General features: G+C 73.3%; 21 protein-coding genes and 1 pseudogene. 6 read left to right on the top strand and 16 right to left on the bottom strand.

All coding sequences use genetic code 11. The features are described 5' to 3' along the window. Positions 1 to 104: 104 nt before the first annotated feature. Positions 105 to 518, bottom strand: coding sequence for a VOC family protein (locus tag ACFTZL_RS14300; RefSeq protein WP_382581449.1), 414 nt, complete (start codon positions 516 to 518; stop codon positions 105 to 107). Between the two features lie 186 nt (positions 519 to 704). Between ACFTZL_RS14300 and ACFTZL_RS14295 the strand changes: the two genes are divergently transcribed. Beyond that, the gene (locus ACFTZL_RS14295; protein WP_382581447.1) at positions 705 to 1,565 is read left to right on the top strand and encodes an aldo/keto reductase; all 861 of its coding nucleotides are present in this window, start codon (positions 705 to 707) and stop codon (positions 1,563 to 1,565) included. Positions 1,566 to 1,587: 22 nt separating this feature from the next. On the opposite strand, the gene ACFTZL_RS14290 is transcribed toward ACFTZL_RS14295, so the two are convergent. Next, entirely contained in the window at positions 1,588 to 1,824 is a 237-nt protein-coding gene (locus ACFTZL_RS14290; RefSeq protein ID WP_311129397.1) for a hypothetical protein, read from the bottom strand. A gap of 194 nt (positions 1,825 to 2,018) precedes the next feature. On the opposite strand from ACFTZL_RS14290, the gene ACFTZL_RS14285 reads away from it, so the two are divergent. Continuing rightward, positions 2,019 to 3,740 (top strand): hypothetical protein, encoded by a 1,722-nt coding sequence (locus tag ACFTZL_RS14285; protein WP_382581445.1) that lies wholly within the window; start codon positions 2,019 to 2,021, stop codon positions 3,738 to 3,740. A gap of 57 nt (positions 3,741 to 3,797) precedes the next feature. Here the strand turns inward: ACFTZL_RS14285 and ACFTZL_RS14280 are convergent, their stop codons facing one another. The 6 genes from ACFTZL_RS14280 to ACFTZL_RS14255 all read right to left on the bottom strand — a co-directional run bounded on the left by ACFTZL_RS14280 (position 3,798) and on the right by ACFTZL_RS14255 (position 14,222). After that, positions 3,798 to 4,439 (bottom strand): cutinase family protein, encoded by a 642-nt coding sequence (locus ACFTZL_RS14280; protein WP_382581443.1) that lies wholly within the window; start codon positions 4,437 to 4,439, stop codon positions 3,798 to 3,800. A 149-nt stretch (positions 4,440 to 4,588) separates the two neighbouring features. Beyond that, a complete protein-coding gene (locus tag ACFTZL_RS14275; RefSeq protein WP_382581441.1) occupies positions 4,589 to 5,806 on the bottom strand; it encodes a helix-turn-helix domain-containing protein in 1,218 nt (405 codons plus the stop codon). Between the two features lie 122 nt (positions 5,807 to 5,928). Further along, positions 5,929 to 6,885, bottom strand: coding sequence for an alpha/beta hydrolase (locus ACFTZL_RS14270; protein WP_382581440.1), 957 nt, complete (start codon positions 6,883 to 6,885; stop codon positions 5,929 to 5,931). 23 nt (positions 6,886 to 6,908) lie between these two features. Further along, a complete protein-coding gene (locus tag ACFTZL_RS14265) occupies positions 6,909 to 10,874 on the bottom strand; it encodes a beta-ketoacyl synthase N-terminal-like domain-containing protein (RefSeq protein WP_382581438.1) in 3,966 nt (1,321 codons plus the stop codon). After that, positions 10,871 to 12,631: a fatty acyl-AMP ligase gene (locus ACFTZL_RS14260; protein ID WP_382581436.1), complete on the bottom strand. Its 1,761-nt coding sequence runs from the start codon at positions 12,629 to 12,631 to the stop codon at positions 10,871 to 10,873. The genes ACFTZL_RS14265 and ACFTZL_RS14260 overlap by 4 nt, the downstream gene beginning before the upstream one ends. A 52-nt stretch (positions 12,632 to 12,683) precedes the next feature. Next, complete coding sequence (locus ACFTZL_RS14255; RefSeq protein WP_382581434.1) at positions 12,684 to 14,222, bottom strand: acyl-CoA carboxylase subunit beta; 1,539 nt, start codon at positions 14,220 to 14,222, stop codon at positions 12,684 to 12,686. 219 nt (positions 14,223 to 14,441) lie between these two features. On the opposite strand from ACFTZL_RS14255, the gene ACFTZL_RS14250 reads away from it, so the two are divergent. Next, positions 14,442 to 14,693: a DUF5133 domain-containing protein gene (locus tag ACFTZL_RS14250; RefSeq protein ID WP_382581431.1), complete on the top strand. Its 252-nt coding sequence runs from the start codon at positions 14,442 to 14,444 to the stop codon at positions 14,691 to 14,693. A 44-nt stretch (positions 14,694 to 14,737) separates the two neighbouring features. Here ACFTZL_RS14250 and ACFTZL_RS14245 read toward each other — a convergent pair whose 3' ends face one another. Next, complete coding sequence (locus ACFTZL_RS14245) at positions 14,738 to 15,709, bottom strand: GlxA family transcriptional regulator (protein WP_382581429.1); 972 nt, start codon at positions 15,707 to 15,709, stop codon at positions 14,738 to 14,740. 188 nt (positions 15,710 to 15,897) lie between these two features. Here ACFTZL_RS14245 and ACFTZL_RS14240 point away from each other — a divergent pair, with 188 nt between their 5' ends. Together ACFTZL_RS14240 and ACFTZL_RS14235 are read left to right on the top strand one after the other, a co-directional pair. Then, entirely contained in the window at positions 15,898 to 16,371 is a 474-nt protein-coding gene (locus tag ACFTZL_RS14240) for a hypothetical protein (protein WP_382581427.1), read from the top strand. Positions 16,372 to 16,512: 141 nt separating this feature from the next. After that, complete coding sequence (locus ACFTZL_RS14235; RefSeq protein WP_193482683.1) at positions 16,513 to 16,716, top strand: hypothetical protein; 204 nt, start codon at positions 16,513 to 16,515, stop codon at positions 16,714 to 16,716. Between the two features lie 56 nt (positions 16,717 to 16,772). Here ACFTZL_RS14235 and tgmB read toward each other — a convergent pair whose 3' ends face one another. The 3 genes from tgmB to ACFTZL_RS14220 all read right to left on the bottom strand — a co-directional run bounded on the left by tgmB (position 16,773) and on the right by ACFTZL_RS14220 (position 18,407). Next, positions 16,773 to 17,756, bottom strand: a complete 984-nt coding sequence (gene tgmB, locus ACFTZL_RS14230; RefSeq protein ID WP_382581425.1) for an ATP-grasp ribosomal peptide maturase — start codon at positions 17,754 to 17,756, stop codon at positions 16,773 to 16,775. Positions 17,757 to 17,772: 16 nt separating this feature from the next. After that, positions 17,773 to 17,964 carry a putative ATP-grasp-modified RiPP gene (tgmA, locus tag ACFTZL_RS14225; protein WP_184586832.1) on the bottom strand — a complete coding sequence of 64 codons (192 nt, stop codon included), beginning with the start codon at positions 17,962 to 17,964 and terminating at the stop codon, positions 17,773 to 17,775. Positions 17,965 to 18,095: 131 nt separating this feature from the next. Beyond that, a complete protein-coding gene (locus tag ACFTZL_RS14220; protein ID WP_382581424.1) occupies positions 18,096 to 18,407 on the bottom strand; it encodes a YkvA family protein in 312 nt (103 codons plus the stop codon). A 652-nt stretch (positions 18,408 to 19,059) separates the two neighbouring features. Between ACFTZL_RS14220 and ACFTZL_RS14215 the strand changes: the two genes are divergently transcribed. Further along, complete coding sequence (locus tag ACFTZL_RS14215) at positions 19,060 to 20,652, top strand: hypothetical protein (RefSeq protein ID WP_382581422.1); 1,593 nt, start codon at positions 19,060 to 19,062, stop codon at positions 20,650 to 20,652. A gap of 3 nt (positions 20,653 to 20,655) precedes the next feature. Here the strand turns inward: ACFTZL_RS14215 and ACFTZL_RS14210 are convergent, their stop codons facing one another. The 4 genes and pseudogenes from ACFTZL_RS14210 to ACFTZL_RS14195 form a co-directional block, all read right to left on the bottom strand. Further along, on the bottom strand, positions 20,656 to 22,815 hold the full coding sequence (locus tag ACFTZL_RS14210) for a xanthine dehydrogenase family protein molybdopterin-binding subunit (RefSeq protein ID WP_382581421.1): 2,160 nt from the start codon (positions 22,813 to 22,815) through the stop codon (positions 20,656 to 20,658). After that, positions 22,812 to 23,816 (bottom strand): FAD binding domain-containing protein, encoded by a 1,005-nt coding sequence (locus tag ACFTZL_RS14205; RefSeq protein WP_382581419.1) that lies wholly within the window; start codon positions 23,814 to 23,816, stop codon positions 22,812 to 22,814. The genes ACFTZL_RS14210 and ACFTZL_RS14205 overlap by 4 nt, the downstream gene beginning before the upstream one ends. Continuing rightward, positions 23,813 to 24,343 (bottom strand): (2Fe-2S)-binding protein, encoded by a 531-nt coding sequence (locus tag ACFTZL_RS14200; RefSeq protein WP_382581451.1) that lies wholly within the window; start codon positions 24,341 to 24,343, stop codon positions 23,813 to 23,815. Before ACFTZL_RS14200 ends, ACFTZL_RS14205 begins: the two co-directional genes overlap by 4 nt. 94 nt (positions 24,344 to 24,437) lie before the next feature. Further along, positions 24,438 to 24,884: pseudogene (locus tag ACFTZL_RS14195) on the bottom strand (hypothetical protein); the annotation flags it as partial.

The following is a 24,884-nucleotide window of genomic DNA, read 5'->3' as shown; positions in this document are numbered from 1 at the left end:
GCGGCCCGCGGCGCACAGCCGCGCCGCCCGGGCGCGCCGGCCGGGGGGGGGCGGGGGGGGGCGGCCCGGTGCGGACGGTCCTGGACCGTCCCGGTCGGTTCTGCTCAGCTCTCCGGTCCGCTGATGTTGACCATCCACGGGGTGCCGAAGCGGTCCGTGCACATGCCGAACTCGTCGCCCCACATCTGCTTCTCCAGCGGCACCGACACCGAGCCGCCCGCGGACAGCTTCTCCCAGTAGCCGCGCAGCTCGGCGTCGTCGTCACCGCTCAGGCTCACCGAGAAGGGGTTGCCCGGCGCGGACTCCAGGCCCGGCGGGTTGTCGGCGCCCATCAGGGTGAAGCCGCTGGTGGTTTGCAGCATGCCGTGCATGATCTTGTCGGCGTTCGGGGCGTCCGCCTGGCCGAAGTCGCCGTAGCTGTTGAGGGTGAGGTTGCCGCCGAAGACCTCCTTGTAGAACTCCATCGCCTGCCGGGCTTCGCCGTTGAAGTTGAGGTACGGATTGAGGCGCGTGACCATGAGAACCTCCCGAAGGGGCAAAAGGGTCATTTGCGCGCAGCGTAGCGCCGGGCACCGACAATGGCTCGCCGAGCGCGCCACGCAGGGGGCCGGGGGAGTGGGGCGAGGCGGGTGCCGGAAGGCCGGAGCGGGCGCCAACCGCCTTGTTAGCGTTGGCCCTTGAGCAGAGGGGGACGGAAACAGCTCATGACATCGACCACCTTCCGCATCGGCGGGGATCTGGACGTACGCCGGCTCGGTTTCGGAGCCATGCATCTGCCGACCGAGCCCGGGTCCGACCGGGAGAACGCCCTCGCGGTCGCCCGGCGGGCCGTGGACCTGGGCGTCACACTGATCGACACGGCCCACCTGTACGCCGAGGGAGCCAACGAGGAGCTGCTCGCCGAGGCGCTGCACCCCTACCCGGAGGGGCTGCTGATCACCACCAAGGTCGGTGTCGCGCGTACCGGCCCGGGAGGCGAGTGGAAGTTCGACGGGCGGCCCGAGATCCTGCGCGACCAGGTCGAGCAGGCTCTGCGCCGACTGCGGGTCGAGCGGATCGAACTGCTCCAGCTGCACCGCATCGACCCCGACACGCCGCTCGCAGACCAGCTCGGCACGCTGCGGGAGCTTCAGACCGAGGGCCTGGTCGGACGGATCGGGCTGTCGGAGGTCACCGTCGCCGAGCTGGCCGAGGCCCGGGAGATCGTCGACGTCGTGAGCGTGCAGAACCGCTACAACCTGCTCGACCGGGAGCACGAGCCCGTTCTCGCGGCGTGTGCGGCGGCCGGTATCGCCTTCCTGCCGTGGCGGCCCGTGGCGTGGGGGAAGGCGGGGGCCGAGGCCGAGATCGCCGCCGTGGCGGCCGACCTCGGGGCGACGCCCACGCAGGTCGCGCTCGCCTGGCTCCTCGACCGCGCACCGGTCGTCCTGCCGATCCCCGGTACGGCCCGGATCGAGCACCTGGAGGAGAACCTCGCCGCGGCGGACCTCGACCTGACGCCCGCCCAGCGCGACCGCCTCGACCGGCTGGCCGAGGGGACACGGGCGGAATCAGGGTCGGACTAGCCCCCGGGCGTCGCGCCGAAGCTCACGCCTCGTCGGACCCGGACTCCCCGTTGTTCCAGTCGTACGGGCCCCCGCCGCGCCACTCGATCAGCTCGGTGTCGTCGACGGCCGTGTCGGTGGTGGGCAGGCCCTCGCGGTGCAGGAGGTCCAGTACGTCGAACAGGCTGTAGGCGACGCCCATGCGCTCGCCGTGGATGGTCACCAGCCGTCCGCCGTCCGACGCGGGCGGCTGCACGACCACGGGGGGTTGACCGTCCATAGCCCCACCATGCGCCCGAAACGGACGGTTCGCAGCTCGGCCTGGACCATACGCGGGACCAACCGGTACGGCACCCGGGGCCCGAGCCCCCGGCGCCGGGTGCTCTGTGCGCCGGTGACAAGGCGCGACCGGGAAACTGAATTCTCGTCAGCACACCCTGAGGGCCCTCCCGCCACAGTCCTAGCGTCCGTGGCATGGACATGAACCGCAGGAGCAGAGGGAAGTGGCGCGGTGCCGCGCTCGCGGTACTGCTGACCGCCGGGACACTCACGGCCGCCGCCCCGGGGGCCCGGGCCGACGGGGCGCGGACCGAGACGCCTGTCGCGTCGACGTCCCCCGTCACCGGGGTGACCGAGTCGGTCGTACGGGTGAAGGTACCGCTGCCGGAGTCGGCCGGGCCTCGTCCGGCCGCGTGCGACTGGCTGTCGTATCTGCGCTACCGCTCGGCCGACGGGCCCGCCGCGTCGGCCGGCGCGGACCGGATCCTCATCGCCCAGCCCGGCATCCTGGAAGGAGCCGGGGCCTTCGACAGCGTCGCCCGCAACACCGTCACCAGGGCTGCCGAGCAGGGCGCGCACATCGAGTTCTGGGCACTGGACCGGCGCTCCAACTGCCTGGAGGACCGCACCGGCATCGCCTCCGGCGACCAGCACAGCGCTGTCGACTACTACTACCGCGGCAAGCAGGTCGACGGCCGGACCTTCGACGGCTACGCGGGCAACGGACAACTGGGCTGGATGGCGAAGCTCGGGATCGAGCAGACCGTACGGGACCAGTACGACCTGCTCACCGCCGAGTTGCCCGACCAGACGCAGCGCAAGCGGAAGGTGCTGTGCGGCGGGCACTCGCTGGGCGGAGTCATCACCGGATACTTCGCCGCCGCCGACTTCGACGGAAACCGGGCCACCACGGCCGACGCCGGGTACAACCAGTGCGCCGGCTACTTCGCCCTCGACACGACCGTCTCCACCTCGCTCGCCGACCTCAGCGGCAGCCTGCCCGACGACACCAACCTGCCCGACATCGGCCTCGGTTACGGCGTGGTCCAGGCCGGGCTGGACAGCGGACTGCTGTCGCGCACGCTGTCCGCGCCGGTGCTGCTCAACCCCGAGACCATGACCCTGCTCGGCATCGCGGGTCTCGGGGCCCTCAAGGATCTGGAGGGTGAGGCCGACCTGCCCGGCTATCTGCCCTCCAACCTCAACGTCGAGGCCACCAACCGCTTCCTGTTCGCCAAGGACACCGCCGCGTTCCTCAGCGGCTCGCCGTCCGTGAAGGACTTCCGGCTCACCAACGGGGCGGTGCTCGGGGCGCTGCTGGACGACAACTCCGTACCGCTGGCGTTCCTGCAGACCAGCGTCGGCTTCTTCGACGGCGGGCCCATCGCCGACAAGAGCTTCCCGGTGGCCAACGGCGGTGCGCAGCAGCCCGGTCTGTACGGCACCGCGTACAAGGCCATCCCGGACCGGCCCGAGGGCCCGCTCTACACCTGGCGTAACTACGACCGTGTCGGCGACCCGGACGACCCCGGCTACCGGTCGGCCGACGGCACCCCGTTCACCGGTGCGGGCGAGGAGGTCACCGATGTGCGGCAACTGGCCCGCAGCCTGGCCGAGCAGCCGCTGGACTTCACCGAGCAGTACTTCCCGACCAAGCTGGTCACGGACATCCAGCAGGGCACCTCGCCGCAGGTGAAGAAGCTCGTCGTCCATCCGGGCGGGCTCACCGCCAACCCGGTGCTCACCGTCCTCGCCGGTGAGGGACTGCTGGCGGGCCGGGTGCCGCCCGAGCTGCATCCCGTGGTCGCCGACGGCTACCAGCACCTCGACGTGCTGACCGCCGCACCCACGCAGAACAACGGCAGGCCCGAGATCGTCTCCACCAGCCTCGCCGGCTTCGCCCGGTCACCCCGCTAGACACCGGAACGGGGCCCGGGAGGAGATCCTCCCGGGCCCCTTGGTGTGCCGCCGGGACTAGAGCCTGCCGGCGGCGAACGTGGCGGCCGCGTCGGCGTTGTCGCGGTAGCTCAGATGCGCCCCGACGTCACCCCCGCCGTTCTCGCAGACGGGGTCGCCCTGGGCGCAGAGGTCCAGGGTGCGGCTCTGGTAGGTGCCGGTGACGCTCTTGCCGAGGGCGCGGATCGGGTTGCCGAACAGCAGCACCGCGGAGACCTTCGGCTCGACCGCGGCGGGCAGCGTGGCCACGATGGGGCTGCCGACCACCGCGCCCGCGCTGCTGATGCCGATCGAGTTGTCGACGACGTTCGCGCCCTGCGAATAGCCGACGAGAACGAACTTCTGGTTCGGGCAGGCGGCGGCCTGGCTCTTCACATGGTTCACCAGGTCCAGATTGCCCTGCGCCGCGGATGTCGGGGAGAGGTCGGCGGGATAGTTCACCTTGTAGCTGGACAGGCTTTTGCCCACTGCTTTCTTCTGCAGGGCGGAAAGCACCGGGTCGCCGACGATGAAGCCGAGCGTCCCGGGCTCGAAGGTGCCGCGAGCCGAGACGAGTTCCACGTCGGAGCAGGCCGCGGCCGAGGCCGGGGGTGCCGAGAGGGTGGCGAGCCCGGCCCCGCCGACCAGCGAGAGCGCGGCGAGACACAAACGGATACGCATGGGGGATCCTCCGCGTGTGAGGCGCGTCGAGCGCCTGCGAAAAAGGACGGCCCGAACGTATTCGCTTTCCCTCACCAGGAGTTATGGACGGGATTATGGAATCCCCGCCGTTTTTTGTCGCCGATTGAGTACGCCGCTGAATGCGGGAGTCAGTTCTGCCGTGTGTGCAGGGATTCCGCGCGCAACGCGAGAATGAGATCGAGGCGAGTGCCCGGATCGTGCAGGGCGTCGCCGAAGAGCTTCTCCAGTTGACGCAGGCGGTAGCGGACGGTCTGCGGGTGGATGTGCAGCCGTGCCGCGACGTCCGGCACGTTGCTGCCGCTGAGCAGCCAGGCCAGCAGCGTCTCGGCGAGCCGGTCGCGCTGCCCCGCCGAGACCGTGTCGAGCGGCGCGAGGACCCGCCCCTGGAGCCGCTCCAGCAGCGGCTCGTCGCCGTACAGCAGCAGGGTCGACAGATGGTCGGAGCAGCGCTCCACGCCCTGGCGGGGCAGGATGCCACGCCCCATCAGCCCGAGCGCCCTGGTGGCCAGGCTCAGCGACTGCGCCGCCTCCGTGACCGCCACCGTCGGGCCGATCGCGGCGGGCCGGCCGCGCAGGGCGAGCGTGAACGCCCGGCCGAAGCGGCCTGAGCCGTCCGGGTCGGGCACCAGCATGCGCGGCGGTCGGGACTCCATGTCCACCAGCGCGCCCGCCGCCGCCAGCGGCCGGTCCTCCTCCCGCCGGTCCGGCGCCGCCGCCAGCGCCACCACGGCGACCGTCCGGGGCACCGGCCAGCGCGCGCCGTGGGCCAGATCCTGCACGGCCTCCAGCGCCACCGGACCGTCCTCCAGCAGCAGATCGAGCAACCGTCTGCGACGCCGCTCCAGCTCGTCGGAGCTGCGCAGCTGGGCCTCCGCGTAGCCGGCCGCGGCCGCCTGGGCGACCTCGTGCACGGTGCGGAACGCCAGCTCACCGAGCGCGGCGACGACGCTGGAGTCGAGGCCGAGTTGCTCCGCCGTGGAGCCCATCAGCCGCCAGGCGTGCAGCCCGCCCACCCGCAACGCGGACTGCAACGCGTCCAGGCTGCGGCCCTCCAGGGCCTCGCCGCGCCCCAGTTCGTAGTACGTCGCCGCGATCGCGCCCCCGTCGTCGCGCGGGTCGGCGATGTGGTCGACGAACAGGGTCAGTGCCTGCACCACCCCGGACCGCAGGTTCTTGCGGTACGTCCCGCCGGCGGGCCGCGCGTACTCGGGAACCTGACGGCAGACCTCTTCCTCCACCAGGTCGGCGACGGACGCCAGTTGGGCGCGCAGCAGCTCCGCCAGCTCGGGCGGCACCGGCGGCGTGCCGGGACGGTCCGGCACGCCGTGCGGGGTGGGCACAGCCATCACGGACACTCCTTTCGACCGGAAGCGGCTCACCCGCGGGCTGTTGCCAGTGGGACGAGTGGGAAGTCCAGTGTTGGACGGACGTCCCCTCCGCTCCGTTCCGTGCCCCGACGGCACCTCCGTCACTCCGGCACGCCCAGCGCAGGGGCGAGCATCGGCCACGAGGCGGTGAACTCCCGCTTCCAGTAGGGCCAGTCGTGTCCTCCTCCCGAGTAGAAGTGCGTGGTGGCCCGGACACCCAGAAGGGCCAGCGCCCCGGCGAAGCCCTGGGCCGAGGGCCACAGGGCGCTCTCCAGCACCCCGGGCAGCGGATCGCCGCCGCCCGGGCCCACTCCGCTGCCCTGCGAGACGTACAGGGCGGTGCCGCGCAGCCCGGTGGCGCGGGTCCGCGGGTTGAAGTCGCGCCAGGTCAGGGCGTTGAACAGCGGATGACCCCACAGGGACTGGGCCGGCAGGTTCTCCCGGGCCACGATGGCGTCCATGATGGCGGGAACACCGGGGGCGGTGGTGTCGAGGATGCCGCTGTAGGAGGCCGCGGCCTTGAACGCGCCGGGGTGGCGGGCCGCGTGGGCCATCGCGCCGTAGCCGCCGGTGGAGACCCCGGCGACCGCCTGTACGCCGGAGGCCCGGTAGTCCCGGGCCAGCAGCGCCGGCACCTCCTTGACCTGGAAGGTCTCGTAGTCGGGGCCGCCGCGCCAGACCGTGGGGATGCCGGTGGGGCCCGCGTCCGGCATCGCCACGATCAGGCCGCGGCCCTCGGTGAAGGCCTCGATGTCCGTCTCGCGGGTCCAGGACGTGTAGTCGTCGTGGGCGCCGTGCAGCAGGTACAGCACGGGATACTTCCGCTCCGGCCGGGTGCCGAAGTCCGACGGCAGGATCAGCCGGACGGGCGCGCTGCGGCCGAGCGCGGCGGAGGGCACGGACACGTCGAGGGTGCGCGGCCCGAGCCGGGTGGCCGCCCCGGCACGGGCCGTGCCGCTCGCGGCCCCGAACAGGGCGGCGAGGCCGGCGGCGGCCGTCGCTCTGGCGACGGTGCGCCGGGACACTCCGGCAGCGGGCTTCGGCGACAGGTCGGACATGGCGGCTCCTCGGGTTTCCGGTTTCAGGGGGCCCGCTCGGCGAGCACCCGGCTCAGGTGGGCGGTGATCTCGTCGACGTGCGGCGGGTCGAGCAGCGACAGATGGTGACCGGGCACCGGCACGACCTCCAGGCGTGGGCACACCTCGTCCCAGCCCAGCGCCTCGTCGTCCCGTTCGTACGCCGGGTCGCGCACGGTGTGCGGCGCGGGCTCGGCGGCCCGGTAGAGGACGACCGGCCCGTCGTAGCCGCCGGGACGGTGCGCCTCGCCGATGCCCAGGTCCAGGTAGGAGGCCCGCTGGTGTTCCAGCGCGGCGGCCGGAAGGTCGGCGGCCTCGCGCAGCGCCCGCAGCACGGTGTCGATGCGGACCCCGTCGTCGTCCAGGGCCACCAGGTCGTCGTACGGCAACTCCAGCCGCACGCCGTAGGTGTCGGCGACGTGGCGGGCGAAGCCCTCGAAATGCGCCCGGATCCGATCGGCCCGCGTCAGTCCCGGCCGGGGGAGCGGGCGTACGGAGTCGATGAGCACGACCAGCCGCACCTCCCGCCCCGCGGCGGTCAGTTGCCGCGCGGTCTCCTGGGCGACGAAGCCGCCGAAGGACCAGCCGCCCAGCAGACAGGGCCCGTCGGGGTGAGCCGCGTTGATCGCCTCGGCGTAGCGGCGCGCCTTCTCCGGTACGGTCCGGGCCTCCTCGATCCGCTCCAGCCCGTACACCGGCTGGTCGTCCCCGAGTCGCTCGGCGAGCGTGCGGTAGACGGTGACCGGGCCGCCGGCGGCGTGGACGAGGAACAGCGGGGGCCGCGAACCGGTGGCACGCAGCGGGCGCAGCGGGGTGTCCTCGCGGGGGAGGGCCTGCCGGATCCGGGCGGCGGCGTCCTCGACGGTGACGGCGGCGAACAGGTCGCGCAGGGGCAGTGCGATGCCGAACTCGCGCTCCACCGCGGTACGGACGCGGACGGCCATCAGCGAGTCCAGGCCCAGGTCGGCCAGAGCCGTGCCCGGGGTGAGCCGGGTGGGCGGGTGACCGGTGACGGCGGCCATGTGATGGGTCAGCCGGGCCAGGACCGAAGAGGGCTCCGCGACTTCGGCGGGAGGTTCCTCCGTGACCGGCTCGGGGTGTGCCCGGCCGTCCGTCCACCAGTGCCGTACGTGCCGCCACCGGGGCAGGGGCAGGTCGACGACCCGGCCGGGTGGCACCGGCAGCCGTTGGCCCGCGACGTACAGGGCGCCGAGCTGTCCCGCGAACGCCTCCGAACCGTCGGCGTCCCGGCGCAGGGTGGCCAGGGCGAGGGCGCCGGGCACGGTGTCGGAGACGGCCCCCGTCAGGACCGGACGGGGCGAGATCTCGAGGTACGCCGTATGGCCGTCGGCCGCGGCCGAGGCGAGCGCCCGGTCCAGCCGCACGGGCCGCCGCAGGTTGGCCGCCCAGTGGTCCGCGTCGAACACGCAGTCGCCGCGCGGGTCGTCGAGGACGGTGGAATAGACGGGGACACTCGGCCGCCGCCCCCGGATACCGGCCAGCGCGTCGACGAGTTCCGGCAGCAGCGGGTCCACCTGGGGCGAGTGCCCGGCACCGACGACCCGCATGGCCCGCGCCGCCCGGCCCTGCCCCTCCAGCCGGCGCACGAGCCCGGCCACCGCCGCTTCCTCTCCCGTGACGACCTTCTGCCGCGGGGAGGAGTGCACGGCGACATGCACACCTGGGAAGTCCCGCTCCAGGGACTCCAGTTCGGCGTCGTCCAGGTCCACCACGGCCATCGCGCCGCCGCTCAGCCCGCTCAGCAGCCGGGCCCGTACGGCGATGACTCGCGCCCCGTCCGCCACGTCCAGCGCGCCCGCGCACACGGCCGCCGCCACCTCGCCCATGGAGTGGCCGATCACGGCGGCGGGCTCCACCCCGTACGCACGCCACAGCTCGGCGAGCGCCAATTGCAGCCCGAACAGGACGGGTTGGGCGATTTCCAGGCGGTCGAGACCGGCACCGGACGACAGGTGGTCGTACAGGGACAGGCCGCACTCCGGGGCGAGGTGCGGGTCGAGTTTCTCGACGGCGGCGGCGAACGCGGGTTCCTCGGCCAGCAGCCGGCGCCCCATGCCGGGCCACTGGCTGCCGTAGCCGGAGAAGACCCACACCGTGCCGTTGCCGACGCGGTCGCGGTCACCGGTCACCACCCGCGCGTCGGGATGCCCTGTCGCCAACGCCCCCAGAACATCGGCCAGTTCGGCACGGTCCCGGGCGACCACGGCGGCACGTACGGGACCCCGGCCCGTGCGCCCCGCCAGGGTCCGGGCCACGTCGGCGGGGTGCGCGGCGCTTTCGCGCAGCCGGCCGGCCAGTCTGCCCGCCGTGTCGCGGAGGCGCTCGGCGTCGAGATCGGAGAGCGGGTGCAGGCGGGCCGCGGGTTCCTCGGCCGGCCGGGCCGGGACCAGGCCGGGCGGCCCTTCCTCCAGCACCACATGCGCGTTGGTGCCGCCGAAGCCGAACCCGGAGACCCCCGCGACAGCGGTGCCGCCGTAGCGGGGCCAGGGCTCCGGCTCGGTCACCACCCGCAGCCGGTCATCGGAGAGGGAACTGCCCTTGGAACAGTGCAGCGAGGGCGGGATGCTGTCGTGGTGCAGGGCCAGCACGGTCTTCACCAGGCCGGCGATGCCCGCGGCCGACTCCAGATGCCCGAGGTTGCTCTTGACCGACCCGAGCAGGAGCGGCTGGTCCGGGTCACGGTCCGCGCCGAGCACCGCGCCGAGCGAGCCCGCCTCGATCGGGTCGCCCAAGGGGGTGCCGGTGCCGTGCGCCTCGACGTAGTCGACGTGCTCCGCGGCGAGCCCCGCCCGTGCGTACGCGCTCCGCAGCAGTGCCTGCTGCGCGGCCGGGTTGGGTGCCATGAGGCCGTTCGAGCGGCCGTCGGAGTTGACGGCGGTGGCGCGGACGACGGCCAGGACGCGGTCGCCGTCCCGCTCGGCGTCGGACAGTCGCTTGAGGATCACGGCAGCGCAGCCCTCGCCGCGCCCGATGCCGTCCGCCGACGCCGAGAACGGCTTGCAGCGCCCGTCCGGCGCGAGGGCCCCCGCTCGCCGGAAGGCGACCGAGACGGCCGGCGACAGCAGCAGGTTGACCCCGGCGGCGATCGCCGTGTCGCTCTCGCCCGTGCGCAGACTGACACAGGCGTGGTGCACGGCGACCAGCGAGGACGAGCAGGCCGTGTCGACGGCCATGCTGGGCCCCCGGGTGTCCAGCACGTAGGCGAGCCGCCCGGCGGCGACGCTCAGGGCGCCCCCGGCCGGTGCCCAGGGATCGACGGCGGCCGGGTCGGCGCCCGTGAGCTGCCCGTACTCGGGGGCGGAGACGCCGACGAACACGCCGGTGGCGGTGCCCGCCAGGGACCCGGCCGGCACGGCGGCGTGGTCGAGCGCCTCGTGCACGACCTCCAGCAGGATCCGCTGCTGGGGGTCCATCACCGCGGCCTCGCGCGGGGTGATGCGGAAGAAGTCCGCGTCGAACCCGGCGATGTCGTCGAGATAGCCGCCGTACGGGTGCGCGTCCGCGGGCGGGAAGGCGGTGAAGTCGCGCCAGCGGTCCTCCGGGACGCGCCGGATCGCGTCGACGCCCTCGCTGAGCAGCCGCCAGTAGCCGTCCGGGCCGTGCACCCCGCCGGGCAGCCGGCAGCCGATTCCGACGACCGCGACCGGCTCGGCCGTACCGCTCGGCAGTCCGGCTCGCGGCCTTGGATCGGTCCTGGACCCCGATGCTCGCGTGCCGCACAGCCGCGCCACCAGCGCCTCTCCGGTCGGCGTCTCCCACAGCAGGGTCGTCGGCAGTTCCTGCCCCGTGGCCCGGGACAGCTCACCGGCCAGGGCGACCGCGTCCCGCGAGGACATGCCGAGGTCGGCCAGGGGCCGGTCCATCGGGACGGCCTCGGGGGACGTGCCGCACCAGGCCGCCACCCGCTCGGCGATGAGCCGGCGCAGCGCGCCCTCGTCGACGGGCCTCATCCCGCGGCACCCGCCGTCGCCGCCCGGGCCCGGCCGCCGTACGCGCCCTCCAGATACCGGGTCCGGGTCAGTGCCCGCGACACCTTCCCGCTCGAGGTACGCGGCACCGTCCCCGGCGGCACCAGGACCACGTCGGCGAGCCGCAGCCCATGCCGGGCGGAGACGGCACCGCGCACGGCACGCACCACGCCCGGCACGTCGAGCTCCGCGAGGCGCGCGGTCCGCGCGTGCTCCGCCACGACGACGACCCCCTCACCGGCGCCGCCCGGCACGGCGAACGCCGCGAGCCGGTCCCGGCGCACCGCCGGGTCCGCGTCCTGGGCCGTCGCCTCGACGTCCTGCGGATAGTGGTTGCGGCCGTCCACGATGATCAGGTCCTTCAACCGCCCCGTGACGACCAGTTGGCCCTCCAGCACCGTCCCCAGATCGCCTGTCCGCAGCCAGCCGCCCGGACCGGCCGCGGCGTCCGCGAACTCGGCGCCGAACACGTCCCGCGACTCCCGGTTCCAGTAGCCGCGTCCCACGTTCGGCCCCTGCACCCAGATCTCGCCGACCTCACCCTCCGACAACAGGGCCCGCGTCACCGGGTCGGCGACCCGGACCCGCTGGCCGGCCGGGGTGCCACAGCCCGCCAGCAGCACGGCCCGGGGATCGTCCGGCCGCGCGGACAGGGCCTTCCCGGCCGCCAGGGCGTCACGGTCGAGCGCGAACCGGGTGAGCGGTTCGCCCGGCCGGCCCGCGCAGACGAACACGGTGGCCTCGGCCAGGCCGTACGACGGGCAGTGCGTCTCCGGCGCCAGGCCCTGGCCGGCGAACGCCGCGTGGAAACGGTCGGCCGTGCCCGGGCGGACCGGTTCGCTGCCGTTGATCAGCGCCGTGACCCTTTCGAAGCGCAGCCCCTCCTTCTGCTCGTCGGTCACGGTCGCGACGCAGTAGTCGTAGGCGAAGTTGGGCGCGGCGCTCACGACGTTCGGATGCGCGGCGAGCAGCCGCAGCCAGCGCACCGGCTCGTGCAGGAACGCGGCCGGGTCCATGAGGACCGACACAAGCCCGCGTGTCACCGGGGCCGCGATGCTGAGCACCAGCCCCATGTCGTGGTAGAGCGGCAGCCAGCCCACGCAGGTCAGCGGCCGGGCGTCGGCACCGTAGGCGGTCAGCGCCTGGCCGGCGTTGGCGACGACGTTGCCGTGGCTGATCTCCACGCCCGCCGGGGCGCGGGTCGAACCGGAGGTGTACTGGAGATAGGCGGTCGCCCCGGCGTCCGGCGTGACGGGCCGCCAGTCGCGGGCGGCGGCGTCGGGCACCTGGTCCGCCAGGACGATCCGCGGCCCGTCGGAACCGAGGAAGTCCCGCACCTCGTCCTGGGCCCGGCTCGTGGTCACGACCACCGAGGGGCGGGCATCCGCCAGGACGCCCGCCAACCGGTCCGCGTGCCCGGGCAGGTCCGGCGGATACAGCGGTACGGCGACCAGCCCCGCGGCCAGGGCCGCGAGGAAGGCGGTCACGTACTCCGTGCCCTGCGGACACAGCAGCGCGACCCGGTCCCCGGGCCCGGCCTGCTCGGCGAGGCGCGCGGCCAGCGCCCGCACCCGCACGTCCAGGCGGCGCCAGGTCAGGGTGCGGTGCACGCCGCGCGAGTGCTGTGCCGGATGCTCGACGAAGGTGAACGCCCGGCGGTCCGGGGTGGTTTCGGCCCAGTGCCACACGTACTCCGGCAGTGTCGGGCACGCGGGCGCGAGCGGGGGGCGGCTGTCCATCAGGCGGGGCTCCTCACGGCGTGCATCGGCCTACGAGTCGAAAAGGGCGAGGTCAGAGCGGGATGTTGCCGTGCCGGCGTTCCGGCATCGGCGCGCGTTTGCCGCGCAGGGCGCGCAGCGCGCGGCAGACCTGCTCCCGGGTCTCGCGCGGCGCGATGACGGCGTCGACATAGCCGCGCTCGGCGGCGAGATACGGAGTGCCGTGGGTGCCCTCGTACGCGGCGAGAAGGCGGGCACGCAGCGCCTCCGGGTCGTCGGACGCGGCGAGTTCGCGCCGGTGCAGCACGCCCACGGCCCCCTCGGCGCCCATGACGGCGATCCGGGCGGTGGGCCAGGCGAGGTTCACGTCGGCGCCCAGATGCTTGGAGCCCATCACCGCGTATCCGCCGCCGTACGCCTTGCGCACCACCACCGTGACCTTGGGCACCGTCGCCTCGGCGTAGGCGTACAGCAGCTTCGCGCCGCGCCGGATGATCCCGGCCTGCTCCTGCCGTACGCCGGACAGATACCCGGGCACATCGGCGAAGGTCAGCAGCGGGATGCCGAACGCGTCGCAGAACCGCACGAACCGCGCCGCCTTCTCCGACGCGTCGATGTCGAGGACACCGGCGGCACGCATCGGCTGGTTGGCGACGACGCCCACCGAGCGGCCCTCGACCCGGGCCAGGGCACAGATGATGTTCGGCGCGAACAGCTCCTGCACCTGGAGCAGTTCACCGTCGTCGACGACCGCGTGCAGGATGTCCCGCATGTCGTAGGCCTCACCGAGCCGGTCCGGGACGACCTCGTCGAGCCCGGCCCCGGGCGGAGCATGCCCGGGCGCGTACTCCGGGGGCCGTTCCAGGTTGTTGGCCGGGAGGTACGACAGCAGGTCGCGCACGGTGTCGAGGGCGTCCTCCTCGTCGGCGGCCAGGAAGTGGGCGTTGCCGTTGACGGTGTTGCTGGTGCGGGCGCCACCCAGCTCCTCGGCGGTGGTGCGCTCGCCGGTGACCGTCTCGATGACGTCGGGGCCGGTGACGAACATGTGCGAGGCGCCCTCCACCATCACCGTGAAGTCGGTGATCGCCGGGGAGTAGGCGGCGCCTCCCGCGCACGGCCCCAGGACGACCGAGATCTGCGGGATCACCCCGGACGCCTTGACGTTGCGGCGCACCAGCTCGGCGTAGAGGGCGAGGGCGGCGACACCCTCCTGGATGCGGGCGCCGCCGGAGTCGTTCAGGCCGATCACCGGGCAGCCGGTCTTCAGGGCGAGGTCCATCAGGGCGACGGTCTTCTCCCCGAACGCCTCGCCCATGCTGCCGCCGAACACCGTGGAGTCCTGGGCGAACACGCAGACCGGGCGGCCGTCGACCGTGCCGTACCCGGTGACCACCCCGTCGCCGTAGGGGCGGCGGGCGTCCTGCCCGGCGGGCCGGGCCCGCACGAACAGGCCCGTCTCGGTGAAGGAGTCCTTGTCCACGAGCCGTTCGATCCGCTCCCGGGCCGAGAATTCCCCGCGCCTGCGCGGCCCGCCCGGGGCCACCGCCCGATCCCGGCGTGCCGCCAGACCGGCGACGCGTTCCGCGGTGCTCCCGCTCACCTCTGTGCTCACAACCACCTCCGAAAGGGCTCTCGACTATGGCAGCGAGCGGGGAGGTGCCGGACGAATCACCGTTCTGTGTGGGGGAGTTGAGTCCTCCGAAAGGGGGTTTCATCCCCCGGTGACAACAGACCGATCAATTCCAGTCATTTCCACCCTGGGTGCGTAAAACATGTGAATGTTTCCGCGTGGTTCGGGCATACGCAGCGAAAACAGAGAGAGGGGCGCTACGTGCTCGTACCGGACCGCAAGGTCGTCAGGGAGTTGCTGACGCGGTACGCGTCGCTGAGGATCGCTCAGGCGGAGAGGCCCGTGCCGACGGCGGCACGCGAGCTGGAGGACGTCAGCTACACGCTGTGCGTGATGATGGGGACGTCCGTCATCCACGACGCCATCGCCAAGGCGGACACCCTGCTGCTCACCAAGGGGCGGTCCGAGGCCGCGGAGGCGGACGGTGAGAACGGCTTGAGGCTGGTCGGCTGACATCGTGTGAGACCCGGCGCACGGCCGGGTACCGCCCCGGTGGCCTATGGACGGGCCGCCGGGGCGTTCGTCTTCCCGTGGAACGCCGTGCGGTACGCGTACGGCGTGGTGCCCACCACTTTGCGGAACCGCTCCCGGAACGCCGTCGGCGAGCCGAACCCCGCCTGGCGCGCGATCCGTTCGACCGAATGGTCGGTGTTCTCCAGCAGGTACTGGGCGCGCCGCACCCGCGCCCGCAGCAGCCACTGCAACGGCGTGGTGCCGGTCTGCTCGCGGAAGCGGCGGCTGAAGGTCCGCTCGCTCATCCCGGCGCGCGCCGCCAGTGTGCCCAGCGTCACCTCGTGCGCGAGATGGTCCTCGATCCACTCCAGCAGCGGCTCGAACGCCGACCCCCGGGGCACGGGCGGGTGCTCGTGCACGATGAACTGGGCCTGCCCGCCCTCCCGTTCCAGCGGCATCACCGACATCCGGGCGATGTTCGCCGCGACGGCCGACCCCAGATCCCGCCGGATCATGTGCAGGCACAGGTCCAGCGCCGCCGCCGCACCCGCCGAGGTGAGGATCTGCCCGTTGTCGACGTACAGCACGTCCGGCTCCACCTCGACGTGCGGGAACCGCCGGGCCAGTTCGCCGGCGGCCACCCAGTGCGTGGTGGCGCGCAGCCCGTCCAGCAGCCCGGCCTCAGCCAGCACGAAGGCACCCACGCACACGGACGCGACCCGGGTACCGGACTCGGCCGCCCGCCGCAGCGCCGCCAGCACCCGGGCGGAGGGCGGCGCGGCGTCGGGGGAGCAGCCCGGCACGATGATGGTGTCGGCCTCCGCCAGCGCCTCGAGTCCCTGGTCGATACGCAGGGTGAAACCGCCGTCCGCGCGCACCTCCGGTGTCTCGGCGCACAACCGGACCCGGTAGGCGGGACGCCCGTCCGGCATATGGGTCCAGGCGAACGTCTGCTGGGGCGCCGCCATGTCGAACGGCACCACTCGATCGAGAACCAGGATCGCCACGGAGTGCATGACCGTCACCCTAGGTGTGTTCCCGCCAGCGGTGTGACCCGGGGACGGGGTGGCCGGTGAGACGAGGGCGCAGGTCGGACGAGTTGGCGGGAATCCGTTGGAAGCTGTCGTTCCAGCCCATGGGCGATCACGCCCCGGCTCCCTAACGTGATCCCGGCATCGTTGATCGCGTCATGGAAAGAGTCCTGGTGACCAAGATCCTGCTGTCCCTCCATGTCCTGGCCGCCATCGTCGCCATCGGTCCCGTGACCGTCGCGGCCAGCATGTTCCCGCCGGCGGCGCGTCGCGCGGCCGCCGCGCCCGGCGACACCGCCGATCCCTCGGCGGTCGGCACGGTCGCGCTGCTGCACCGCATCTGCCGCGTCTACTCCGGAGTCGGACTCACCGTCCCGGTCCTCGGGTTCGCCACCGCTGCCGCGATGGGTGTCCTGGGCAGCGGATGGCTCGTCACCTCCATCGCGCTGACCGCCGCTGCCGCCGGCATCCTGGTCGCCTTCGTCCTGCCCCGCCAGGAAGAGCTCCTCGGCCGGCTGAAGGGCGAACAGGCCGTCGATCGCCAGAACACCGTTCAGCTCGCCATGTTCACCGGCATCTTCAACCTTCTGTGGGCAACGGTCACCGTCCTCATGATCGTCCGGCCTGGCTCCACCACGGGAGCCTGAGAGCCCCACCACTTCGCCTGGCACAGATGTCCGTTCTGCGTCAAGTCATCCCAGGGAATTCACACTCCGGGATCCTGGGCCGCCTAGACTCGTCAGTCTTGCCCCCACGCGGGGACGACGAGCAGAAAGGCACGTTGCCGGGTGTTCCAGGATTCCCCCATCTACGACCGACTCATCGCGGAGTGCGGCGATGTGCCCACACAGGTTCGCCGCGAGGCCGAACGCGTGAGCAGGGAACTGGAGCTGGTCATGCGGCCCTACCAGTCCCCCGGCTACGACCGCCCGCAGGCCCCGGGCGCGGGCTGGCAGCGCACGGCCATGCTCCCCGCCCCGCGGCAGCCGTGAGGCGGGAGGCCGGGTCATGAGGAGGCCCGGGACCGGCGCGTGGCCGGACCCGGTGCTCAACGGACCGTCGTGCTCGAGCCGTTGACATGCGGCGACTCCTCGGGGGCCGGGCGGGCCAGCCACTCGGCGATGGTGCGCGCGATCGGCTGACCCGTCTCCACCTCGACGAACCCGAACTGCCCCGACTGGTTGCACTCCAGGAACCACCAGGTCCCGTCCGCGTCCTCGACGAAGTCGAAGGCGCCGTAGGCCAGTTCGGCCCCACGCATGTACGCCTGGACGCCCGCCGCGATGCACGACGGCACATCGGTGGGGCGCCACGGCGAGCCGGGCGCGGCGAAGCGCACGTCGACGTCGTCCGGGTCCGCGTCCGTGGCGGTCGCCTTGCGGGCGGCCACCAGTTGCTCACCCACGACGGTGAGACGGATGTCGGCCCGCTTGGCGACCCGCCGCTGTAACAGCGTCGGCCCGAACGCGACGGCGGAGAAGTCCGTGTCCGGCGCGACCCGGCTGGTCGGCACCGCCCGGGGCGGGTCCTGCGGATGCGCGCCCGACACCGGCTTGACCACCAGGTCCGGGTAGCGCTCCGCGAACTCGCGGGCGGCCCGCGGGAAGGTCGTGATCAGCGTCGCCGGCACGGGCAGGCCGCACCGCTGGGCGAGACGTAGCTGCCACGGCTTGTGCCGGGCCCGGCGGGCCGCGTCGGGGTGGTTCATCCAGCGCGCGTCCGAGCCCCGCAGCATGCCGTAGAGCGCCTGAGCGGCCTCCTCGGTCAGCCACGCGGACGGCTGGGCCGCCCGCCCGGCCGGAGTGCCGGGCCGGCGCACCCAGACCGAGCGCAGTCCCCCGATGCTCACCAGCCGACCCCCGGCGGACAGATGGCCACGGAAGCGGCCGTGTACGAACTCGCCGGACAGCGCGACACCGCCGGTCAGGTCGGCGGGATCGACGCGGACCACCGGAACCCCCGTCGCGTTCAGGTGCACGACCACCATGTCCGCGGTCACGTCCTCCTCACAGGTGAGGATCAGTACGGTCATCTTCGGCGGCCCGTGGTCAGTCGTCGAAGTGTGTCTTGGAGCCTGCGGTGGACGTCGTGGTGCCCACCTCTCTCAACAGGCCGAAGTCGCTGGCCGCGATACGGCCGTCGAGGAGCACGTTCAACTGCAGTCCGGTGTCGTACACATACGGAATAGCAGCTTCCAACTCCACTGCCGGGCGCGCGTAGTTGAGCGCGAACGGTTGCATCGTCTCTCCCTCGTCGGTACTGCGCCGATCAAGCGTTGGTCATTGGGCGCGGCCCCCCGGCCGCTCGCTTGTTTCGGCTTCCAGAGACTTATACGAATCGAACGGGTGGTTGGTTTCCTTACTCTCCGTAGTTATTGGGCCGGTTCGTGGTCGGCCCGGCGTGTCGCCCTGCGATCCCGCTCGCCGAGGGAGCCGCGGACGGTACGCAGAGCGAGCAGCAGGACACCGATGTCGTCGAGGTACACCGGGTCGGGCAGCACGTCGGCGGGCAGGACGAAATAGAGAACCGCGCCCCAGAAGACCCAGCGCGGCCCCGTGGGCAGGCCCGCGCTCCGCAGGTCGCGCCGGGTCCGGACCAGTCTCACGAAGATGCGGACGGCGAGGACGAGGACGACGGCCGCGAGAATCGCGGCCAGGATGATCACCATTGCGGTCGTATCCACGGGTTGCCCTCCTCCTGGCGTGCCGCGACACGGGGTGTCCCTACCTGGATTCCCGTTTCCGGCGGCTGTATTGCGGCCGGGGCCCGACATGTCGGCGAGTCGGCGGATTTTCCCGTGCGGGTGGTCATCCCGGTGGCTCACACGAGTGGCACGGGGTGAAGGGGGCGCCTAGTAATGGTCAGCGTAACGTCGCTCGTCACACGACGGGGGGCGCAGGAGCGGCCGCACTCTTCCCATGGAGGCGAGTATGACCACCTGCTCTTCATCACCCCGCTCGAACGAATCCGCCATAACCGGCGAGTCGAACGGGTCCGCCCAGCCGTCCGCCGACACCACCGTCGCCACCGGCGCGTACCAGGTGGAGCAGACGAGCACGCAGCCCGCCGCCCCCTCGCACGAGACGTACCGAGCGGGCACCGAGCCTCCCGCCACGTCTCACCCGGCGGGCCCGCCGGGCACGGAGCCGGCCGCCCCTGGCAGGGACGAGTCGGCTGTGTTGTCCGCCCGGACTGCTGCCCCTGCCGTGAACGGGGCGGACCAGGTGTCGGCGCCGCCGGCTGCTTCTGGCGTGGACGAGGTGGCTCTGTCGTCTGCCGGGCCTGTCGCCCCTGTCGTAAACGGGGCGGATCCGGCGCGGTCGGCTGTCTCCGGTGTGGACGAGGCTGCCCGGCCCGCTGCCCTTGCCTCGCACGAGGCGGCGGTGGCCTTCGACCGGTCCGCTGCCCCCGGTTCGGGCACGGCGGCCGAGCCGTCTGCCGTCCGCGGCCCGGACCGGGCGGACCCGGAGTCCGCGCGGTCGGCCGCTCCCGGCTCGCACGACGCGCACCGGCCGTCCGCCGCGCCCGCGGCCTCCCGCTCGAACCACGTGGACCCGCCGTCCGCCCAGCCCGCTGACTCAGGGCCGCACCCGGTGGACCGGCCGTCCGCCGCGCCCGGGGGCCACCGCCCGAATCCCGGCGAGCCCGCGTCCGCCGCGCCCGCGGGCCCTCGCCCGAACCCGGTGAGCCCGCCGCCCGCCCAGCCCGCTGACTCAGGGCCGCACCAGGCGGACCGGCCGTCCGCCGCGCCCGCTGCCCTCCACAAGGACCAGGTGGACCAGCCTCCTGTCGCTCCGGACCTGGACCGGGTGGACCAGGCTCCGGGCGAGGCCGGTCAGCGTGGCGCGTCCGGCCCGGGTGAGGCGGAGCCGTCGGGTGCGCGGCCGTTCGTGATCCGCTCGCTGGACGACAATCCGGTGGAACTGCGGCCCGGGACGGGGCCGGCCCCCGCGCCGTACGGTGACGCGGTCAGCGACCTGGTGCACGCCGCCGTGGCCGACCGGCCCCTGGAGGAGGTCGTCGCCCTCATCACCTCGCTGGAGAAGTCGCCCGACCACGCCGAAGCGATGGTCGACGCGCTCCGCACGGCCGGTGTGGAGCGGCGCGTGGAGGACGTGAGCAGGATGATCGCCCTGCTGACGAAGCCCCCGCGCGACGCCGACAGCGCGGACGAGGCCATCCGGGCCGCGGCCGCCCACCGGCCGGTGGAGGAAGTGACCCGGCTGGTGACCCTGCTGCACAAAGAGCCGCACATGCCCCACGTCCGAGAGGAGGCACTCCGCGCGGCCGCCACCGGCCGGTCCGTCGGGGAGCTGGTCGAGCTGATCGACCGCCTCGGCCTGGAACGGCTGGACCGCAACGGCCGCGTGCCGGCCGGCACCCCGCGTCCCGAGGCGGAGACCCCGCAGCCCGTGACGCCCGCCCGGCCGGCCAGGCGCCGCGAGATCCGCCGGACCCTCGACTCCTCGCCCTCGGACCGCGACCGCGCGACGGAGCGGCTCACCAGGTCCATGGCGTGGTCGAGTTGGCTCACGGCTCTGGCCCTGGCCGTGTGCGCGGTGGCCCACTTCCCGCTGCAACGCGGCGGAGCGTCCCTGGACCTGCACGCCGTCGCCCTCGGCCTGTCCGTCCTGTGCACGGTGCTGGCGCTGCTGCTGGCCCTGCGCCCCGTCGCGCCGGTACTGGTCGGGGCGGTGGCGGTACCCACGGTGCTGGCCGGGGCCCAGGCGTACGGGAGTTCCTTCCCGTCGGCGTCCCTCACCCGGGCCGTGGACCTCGCGCTCGCCCCGCCGTGGTTCGCCACCGGTGCCGCCGTGTGCGCGGCGCTGCTGGCCCTCGTCGCGCTGGTCTTCCGCGCGGTGGCGCCCCTCGTGAGCGGACAGTGGTCGCCCCTGCCGGCGACCGAGGCACGCAGTATGGCGGAGTGACGCCTACTGCTGCCGCACCGGACCGGATCCGCTCACAGCGGGTCCGGTCCGGACGTCGTTCGTCCCCCGGCGATCGAGCAGCCCGGCCAGCACCCGGTCCGGCGTCAGCGGGAGTTCCCGGAAGCGGACCCCGGTGGCGTGGTGCACGGCGTTGCCGATCGCCGCGGCCGTCCCGACGATGCCGATCTCCCCGATGCCCTTGCTGCCCATCGGGTTGAGACGGGAATCGTCCTCGTCGACCCAGTGCGCCTCGATCTCGCCGACATCGGCGTGCACGGGCACGTGGTACGACGCCAGATCCGACTCCGTGAAGTCCCCGAACGCGGCGTCCATCGTGCTGCCCTCGGTCAGCGCCATGCCCAGCCCCATCGTCATGCCGCCGACGAACTGGGACCGTGCCGTGCGGGCGTTGAGGATGCGCCCGGCGGCGTACACACCGAGCAGCCGGCCGACCCGGACCTCGCCCGTGACCGTGTCCACCGCGACCTCGGCGAAGTGCGCCCCGAAGGCGTGCCGAGCCCAGGCGCTCTCGGCATCCGCCGCGCCCCTGGTGTCCGCGCGGACGTCGAGGCCCTGCTCGGGCAGCGGCCCCGAGTGCTCGGCCAGCCGCCGCGCCAGCAGGGCACAGGCCTCATGCACCGCCCAGCCCCAGGAGGCCGTGCCGGCCGAGCCGCCGGCCAGCGGCGCCGACGGGAGCTCACTGCTGCCGACCTCCGTCCGCACCCGCTCCAGCGGCGCCCCGAGGGCGTCGGCGCCGATCTGCGCGAGCACGGTCCTGGCCCCCGTACCGATGTCGGTGGCGTTGATCCGCACCAGGAACGTCCCGTCGGGCAGCGCGCGGGCCGTCGCCGCGGCCGGCCACATCATGACGGGATACGTCGCCGCCGCCACGCCCGTCCCCAGCAGCAGGGGCCCTTCCCGGCGGGAGCCCGGGCGGGGATCGCGCCCGGCCCACCCGAAGCGCCGGGCACCCTCGCGCAGACACTCGACCAGGTGCCTGCTGCTGAACGGCTTTCCGCTGTCGGGTTCGACGTCCGGCTCGTTGCGGACCCGCAGTTCGACCGGGTCCATGCCCAGCTCGCCGGCGAGTTCGTCCAGGGCGGACTCCAGCGCGTACATCCCCGGAGCCTCGCCCGGCGCCCGCATCCACGACGGCGAGGGCACATCCAGCGCCGCCACCCGGTGCACCGTACGGCTGTGGGGCGCGGCGTACATCACGCGCGCGGGCACCGCGGCCTGTTCCACGAACTCCTTGATGCGGGAGGTGTGGGTGGTGGCCTCGTGCACGACGCAGGCGAGGCGGCCGTCCGCGTCGGCACCGAGCCGCAGCCGGTGCAGGGTGGGAGCGCGGTGCCCGACGACGGCGGGCAGATAACGGCGGGGGAGGGCCACGGTGACCGCCCGCCCCGTCTGCCGTGCCGCCATCGCGGCGAGCACCACGTCGGGCCGCGGCGTGCCCTTGGACCCGAAGCCGCCGCCGACATGCTCGGATGTGACGACGATCCGCTCCTTCGGCAGGCCGAACAGCCCGGCGAGCACGGCCCCTACGACACCTGCACCCTGACTGGAGGTGTGCACCGTCAGCCGCCCGTCGTCCCAGTGGGCGGTGGTGGCGTGCGGCTCCATGGGGTGGTTGTGCAGCGGCGGCACCCGGTACGCGACATCGACCCGTGCGGCCGAGGATCCGAAAGCTCCGTCGGGGTCGCCCTGTTCACGGACGGCCGGATGACCACCGTTGACCTCCTCCTCGGGCACGTACACGCCCGGGTGCGAGGTGGTGAGCACGACGTCGTGCTCTTCGGCGTCGTAGGCGACACGCACCGCGGCCGCGCCGGCCCTGGCCGCCTCCAGGGTCTCGGCCACCACCAGGGCCACGAACCAGCCCCGGTGCGGAACCCGGGGGTTCTGGAGCACGGCGAGCGTCGGATCGTCCGGCTCGGCGAGCCGCGGCGCGTTCTCGTGGGTCAGGACGTCGAGGACACCGGGCACGGCCAGGGCCGCCGCCGTGTCGACGCCGGTCACCCGCCCCCGGGCGACGGTCGCCGGCACGGGCCAGGCCTGGGCCCGGCCGGGGAAGTGGTACTCGGCGGCGTAGCGGGCGGTTCCGCTGACCTTCTCCCGACCCTCCCGGCGCTCGGCGGGAGCGCCCACGCTGCCGGTCATGGAGTCCTCCTCGAGAGCGCCGGGTCCGCGAGCCGGGACAGCACGTCCACGGCGAGATTGCGGGCCAGCGGCACCTTGTAGGCGTTGTCCCGCAGCGGCTGCGCGGCGGACAGTTCGAGGTCGACGGCGTGTTCGAACGCGGCGGTGGTCGGATCCGCGCCCAGCAGCGCCTCCTCCGCCCGCCGGGCCCGCCAGGGCCGGTGCGCCAGCGCCCCGAAGGCGAGCCCGGCGTGGCCGACCACACCGTCCGACACCCGCAGCACCACCGCGACGGAGGCGAGCGCGAAGGCGTACGAGGCCCGGTCACGGGCCTTGCGGTACGCCGACGGCAGCCCGACCGTGGCGGCCGGCAGCACCACACCGGTGACCAGCTCACCGGGGCGGATCTCGGTGTCCTGCTCGGGCCGGTCCCCGGGCAGCCGGTGGAAGTCCGCCGCCGCGACACTCCGGGCGCCCTCCGGCCCGTAGAGCTCGACACGCCCGTCCAGAGCGGCCAGCGCCACCGCCATGTCCGACGGATGGGTGGCGATGCAGTGAGTGGAGTGCCCGAGCACCGCGTGATCGCGGTGGACACCGTCCCGCGCACCGCAGCCGCTGCCCGGCTCGCGCTTGTTGCACGGCTTCGAGAGGTCCTGGAAGTACGGGCACCGGGTGCGCTGGAGCAGATTCCCGCCGGTCGTCGCCGCGTTGCGCAACTGCCCCGAGGCACCCGCCAGCACCGCCTGCGACAGTGCCGGGTACCGGTCGCGTACGAGGGGGTGGGCAGCGAGGTCGCTGTTGCGGACCATCGCCCCGATCCGCAGCGCACCGTCCGGCAGCTCCTCCACCGCGTCCAGCGGCAGCCGGGTGACGTCGATGAGGGCGGCGGGCCGCTCGACGCCGAGCTTCATCAGATCGACGAGGTTGGTGCCGCCGCCGAGATAGCGGGCGCCGGCGTGGGAGGCGTACGCGGAGGTCGCCTCCTCGACGCTCCCGGCACGGACGTAGGCGAACTCCTTCACGGGATCACGTCCTCCACCGCCTCGGCGATCCGTGGATACGCCCCGCACCGGCACAGATTGCCGCTCAGCCGCTCCCGGATCTCCTCCCGGCCCAGCGGCACCGGCTCACCCGAGGGCGTCGCCGGGTCGGTGACGTGCGAAGGATGACCGGCCGCCGCCTCGGCGAGCACACCGGCCGCGGAGCAGATCTGGCCCGGGGTGCAGTAGCCGCACTGGAAGGCGTCGCGCTCCAGGAAGGCCTGTTGCAGCGGGTGCGGCCGCTCACCGTCGCCGGACAGGCCCTCGACCGTGGTGACCTCGCTGCCGTCCAGGGCGATCGCGAACAGCAGACAGCTGTTGACGCGCCGCCCGTCCACCAGGACCGTACAGGCGCCGCACTGGCCGTGGTCGCAGCCCTTCTTGGCGCCCGTGAGGTCGAGATCCTCCCGCAGGAGGTCCAGCAGGACCCGCCGGTGGTCGACGGTGAGTGTGTGGGGCTTGCCGTTGACGCGGAGTGTCGTCTCCGAGTGGTACTGGTCGTTGCCCATGTCGTGGAAGACCTTCCCGGGCGGGCCGTACTGCCGTACGGACCGCGTATCCACCTGGCCACGACTGACACCTGCGCCCCGCGAGGAAGGCTGCCTAGTGCTCGTCCCGGGACGGGGCCACGGGACGCTGGGATTTGCCCTTGAAGCGTTCGAACGTCCGTGTGAGCTGCTGCAGCGGAGACCCGGCGGGAGCACCGGAGGGCTGCTGCCGCGCGGGAGCGGCCCCGTCGGACTCCTGGTAGGCGGTCAGCGCCTCGTGGGCGCGCTCGGCCGCCTCCCGGTACAGGTCACGCGACTTCGTCATGGCCTCCAGTGCGTCGGCGTACATGGCCACCAGACCACGCTGGCGGTCCAGCTCCTCCTGGAGATTCAGCAGGTGCCAGTCCTCCCGCAGCGCGGTGAGGGCGCCCTCGGCGCCGTCGGGCAGCGGCCTCGGCAGCGCGGCGAACCGCTTCACCGTCTCGACGAGAGCGGCCGGCTCCGAGCCGTCGAGGAAGACCGCACGGACGGAGAAGTCCTCGGCGTCGTAACCCTCAGGCGC

Origin of the sequence: Streptomyces sp. NPDC056948 (assembly GCF_042674225.1) — a bacterium.
GTDB lineage: Bacteria > Actinomycetota > Actinomycetes > Streptomycetales > Streptomycetaceae > Streptomyces > Streptomyces purpurascens.
The sequence above is the reverse complement of the archived record's forward strand: the minus strand, read 5'-3'. Positions and strand labels throughout refer to the sequence as shown.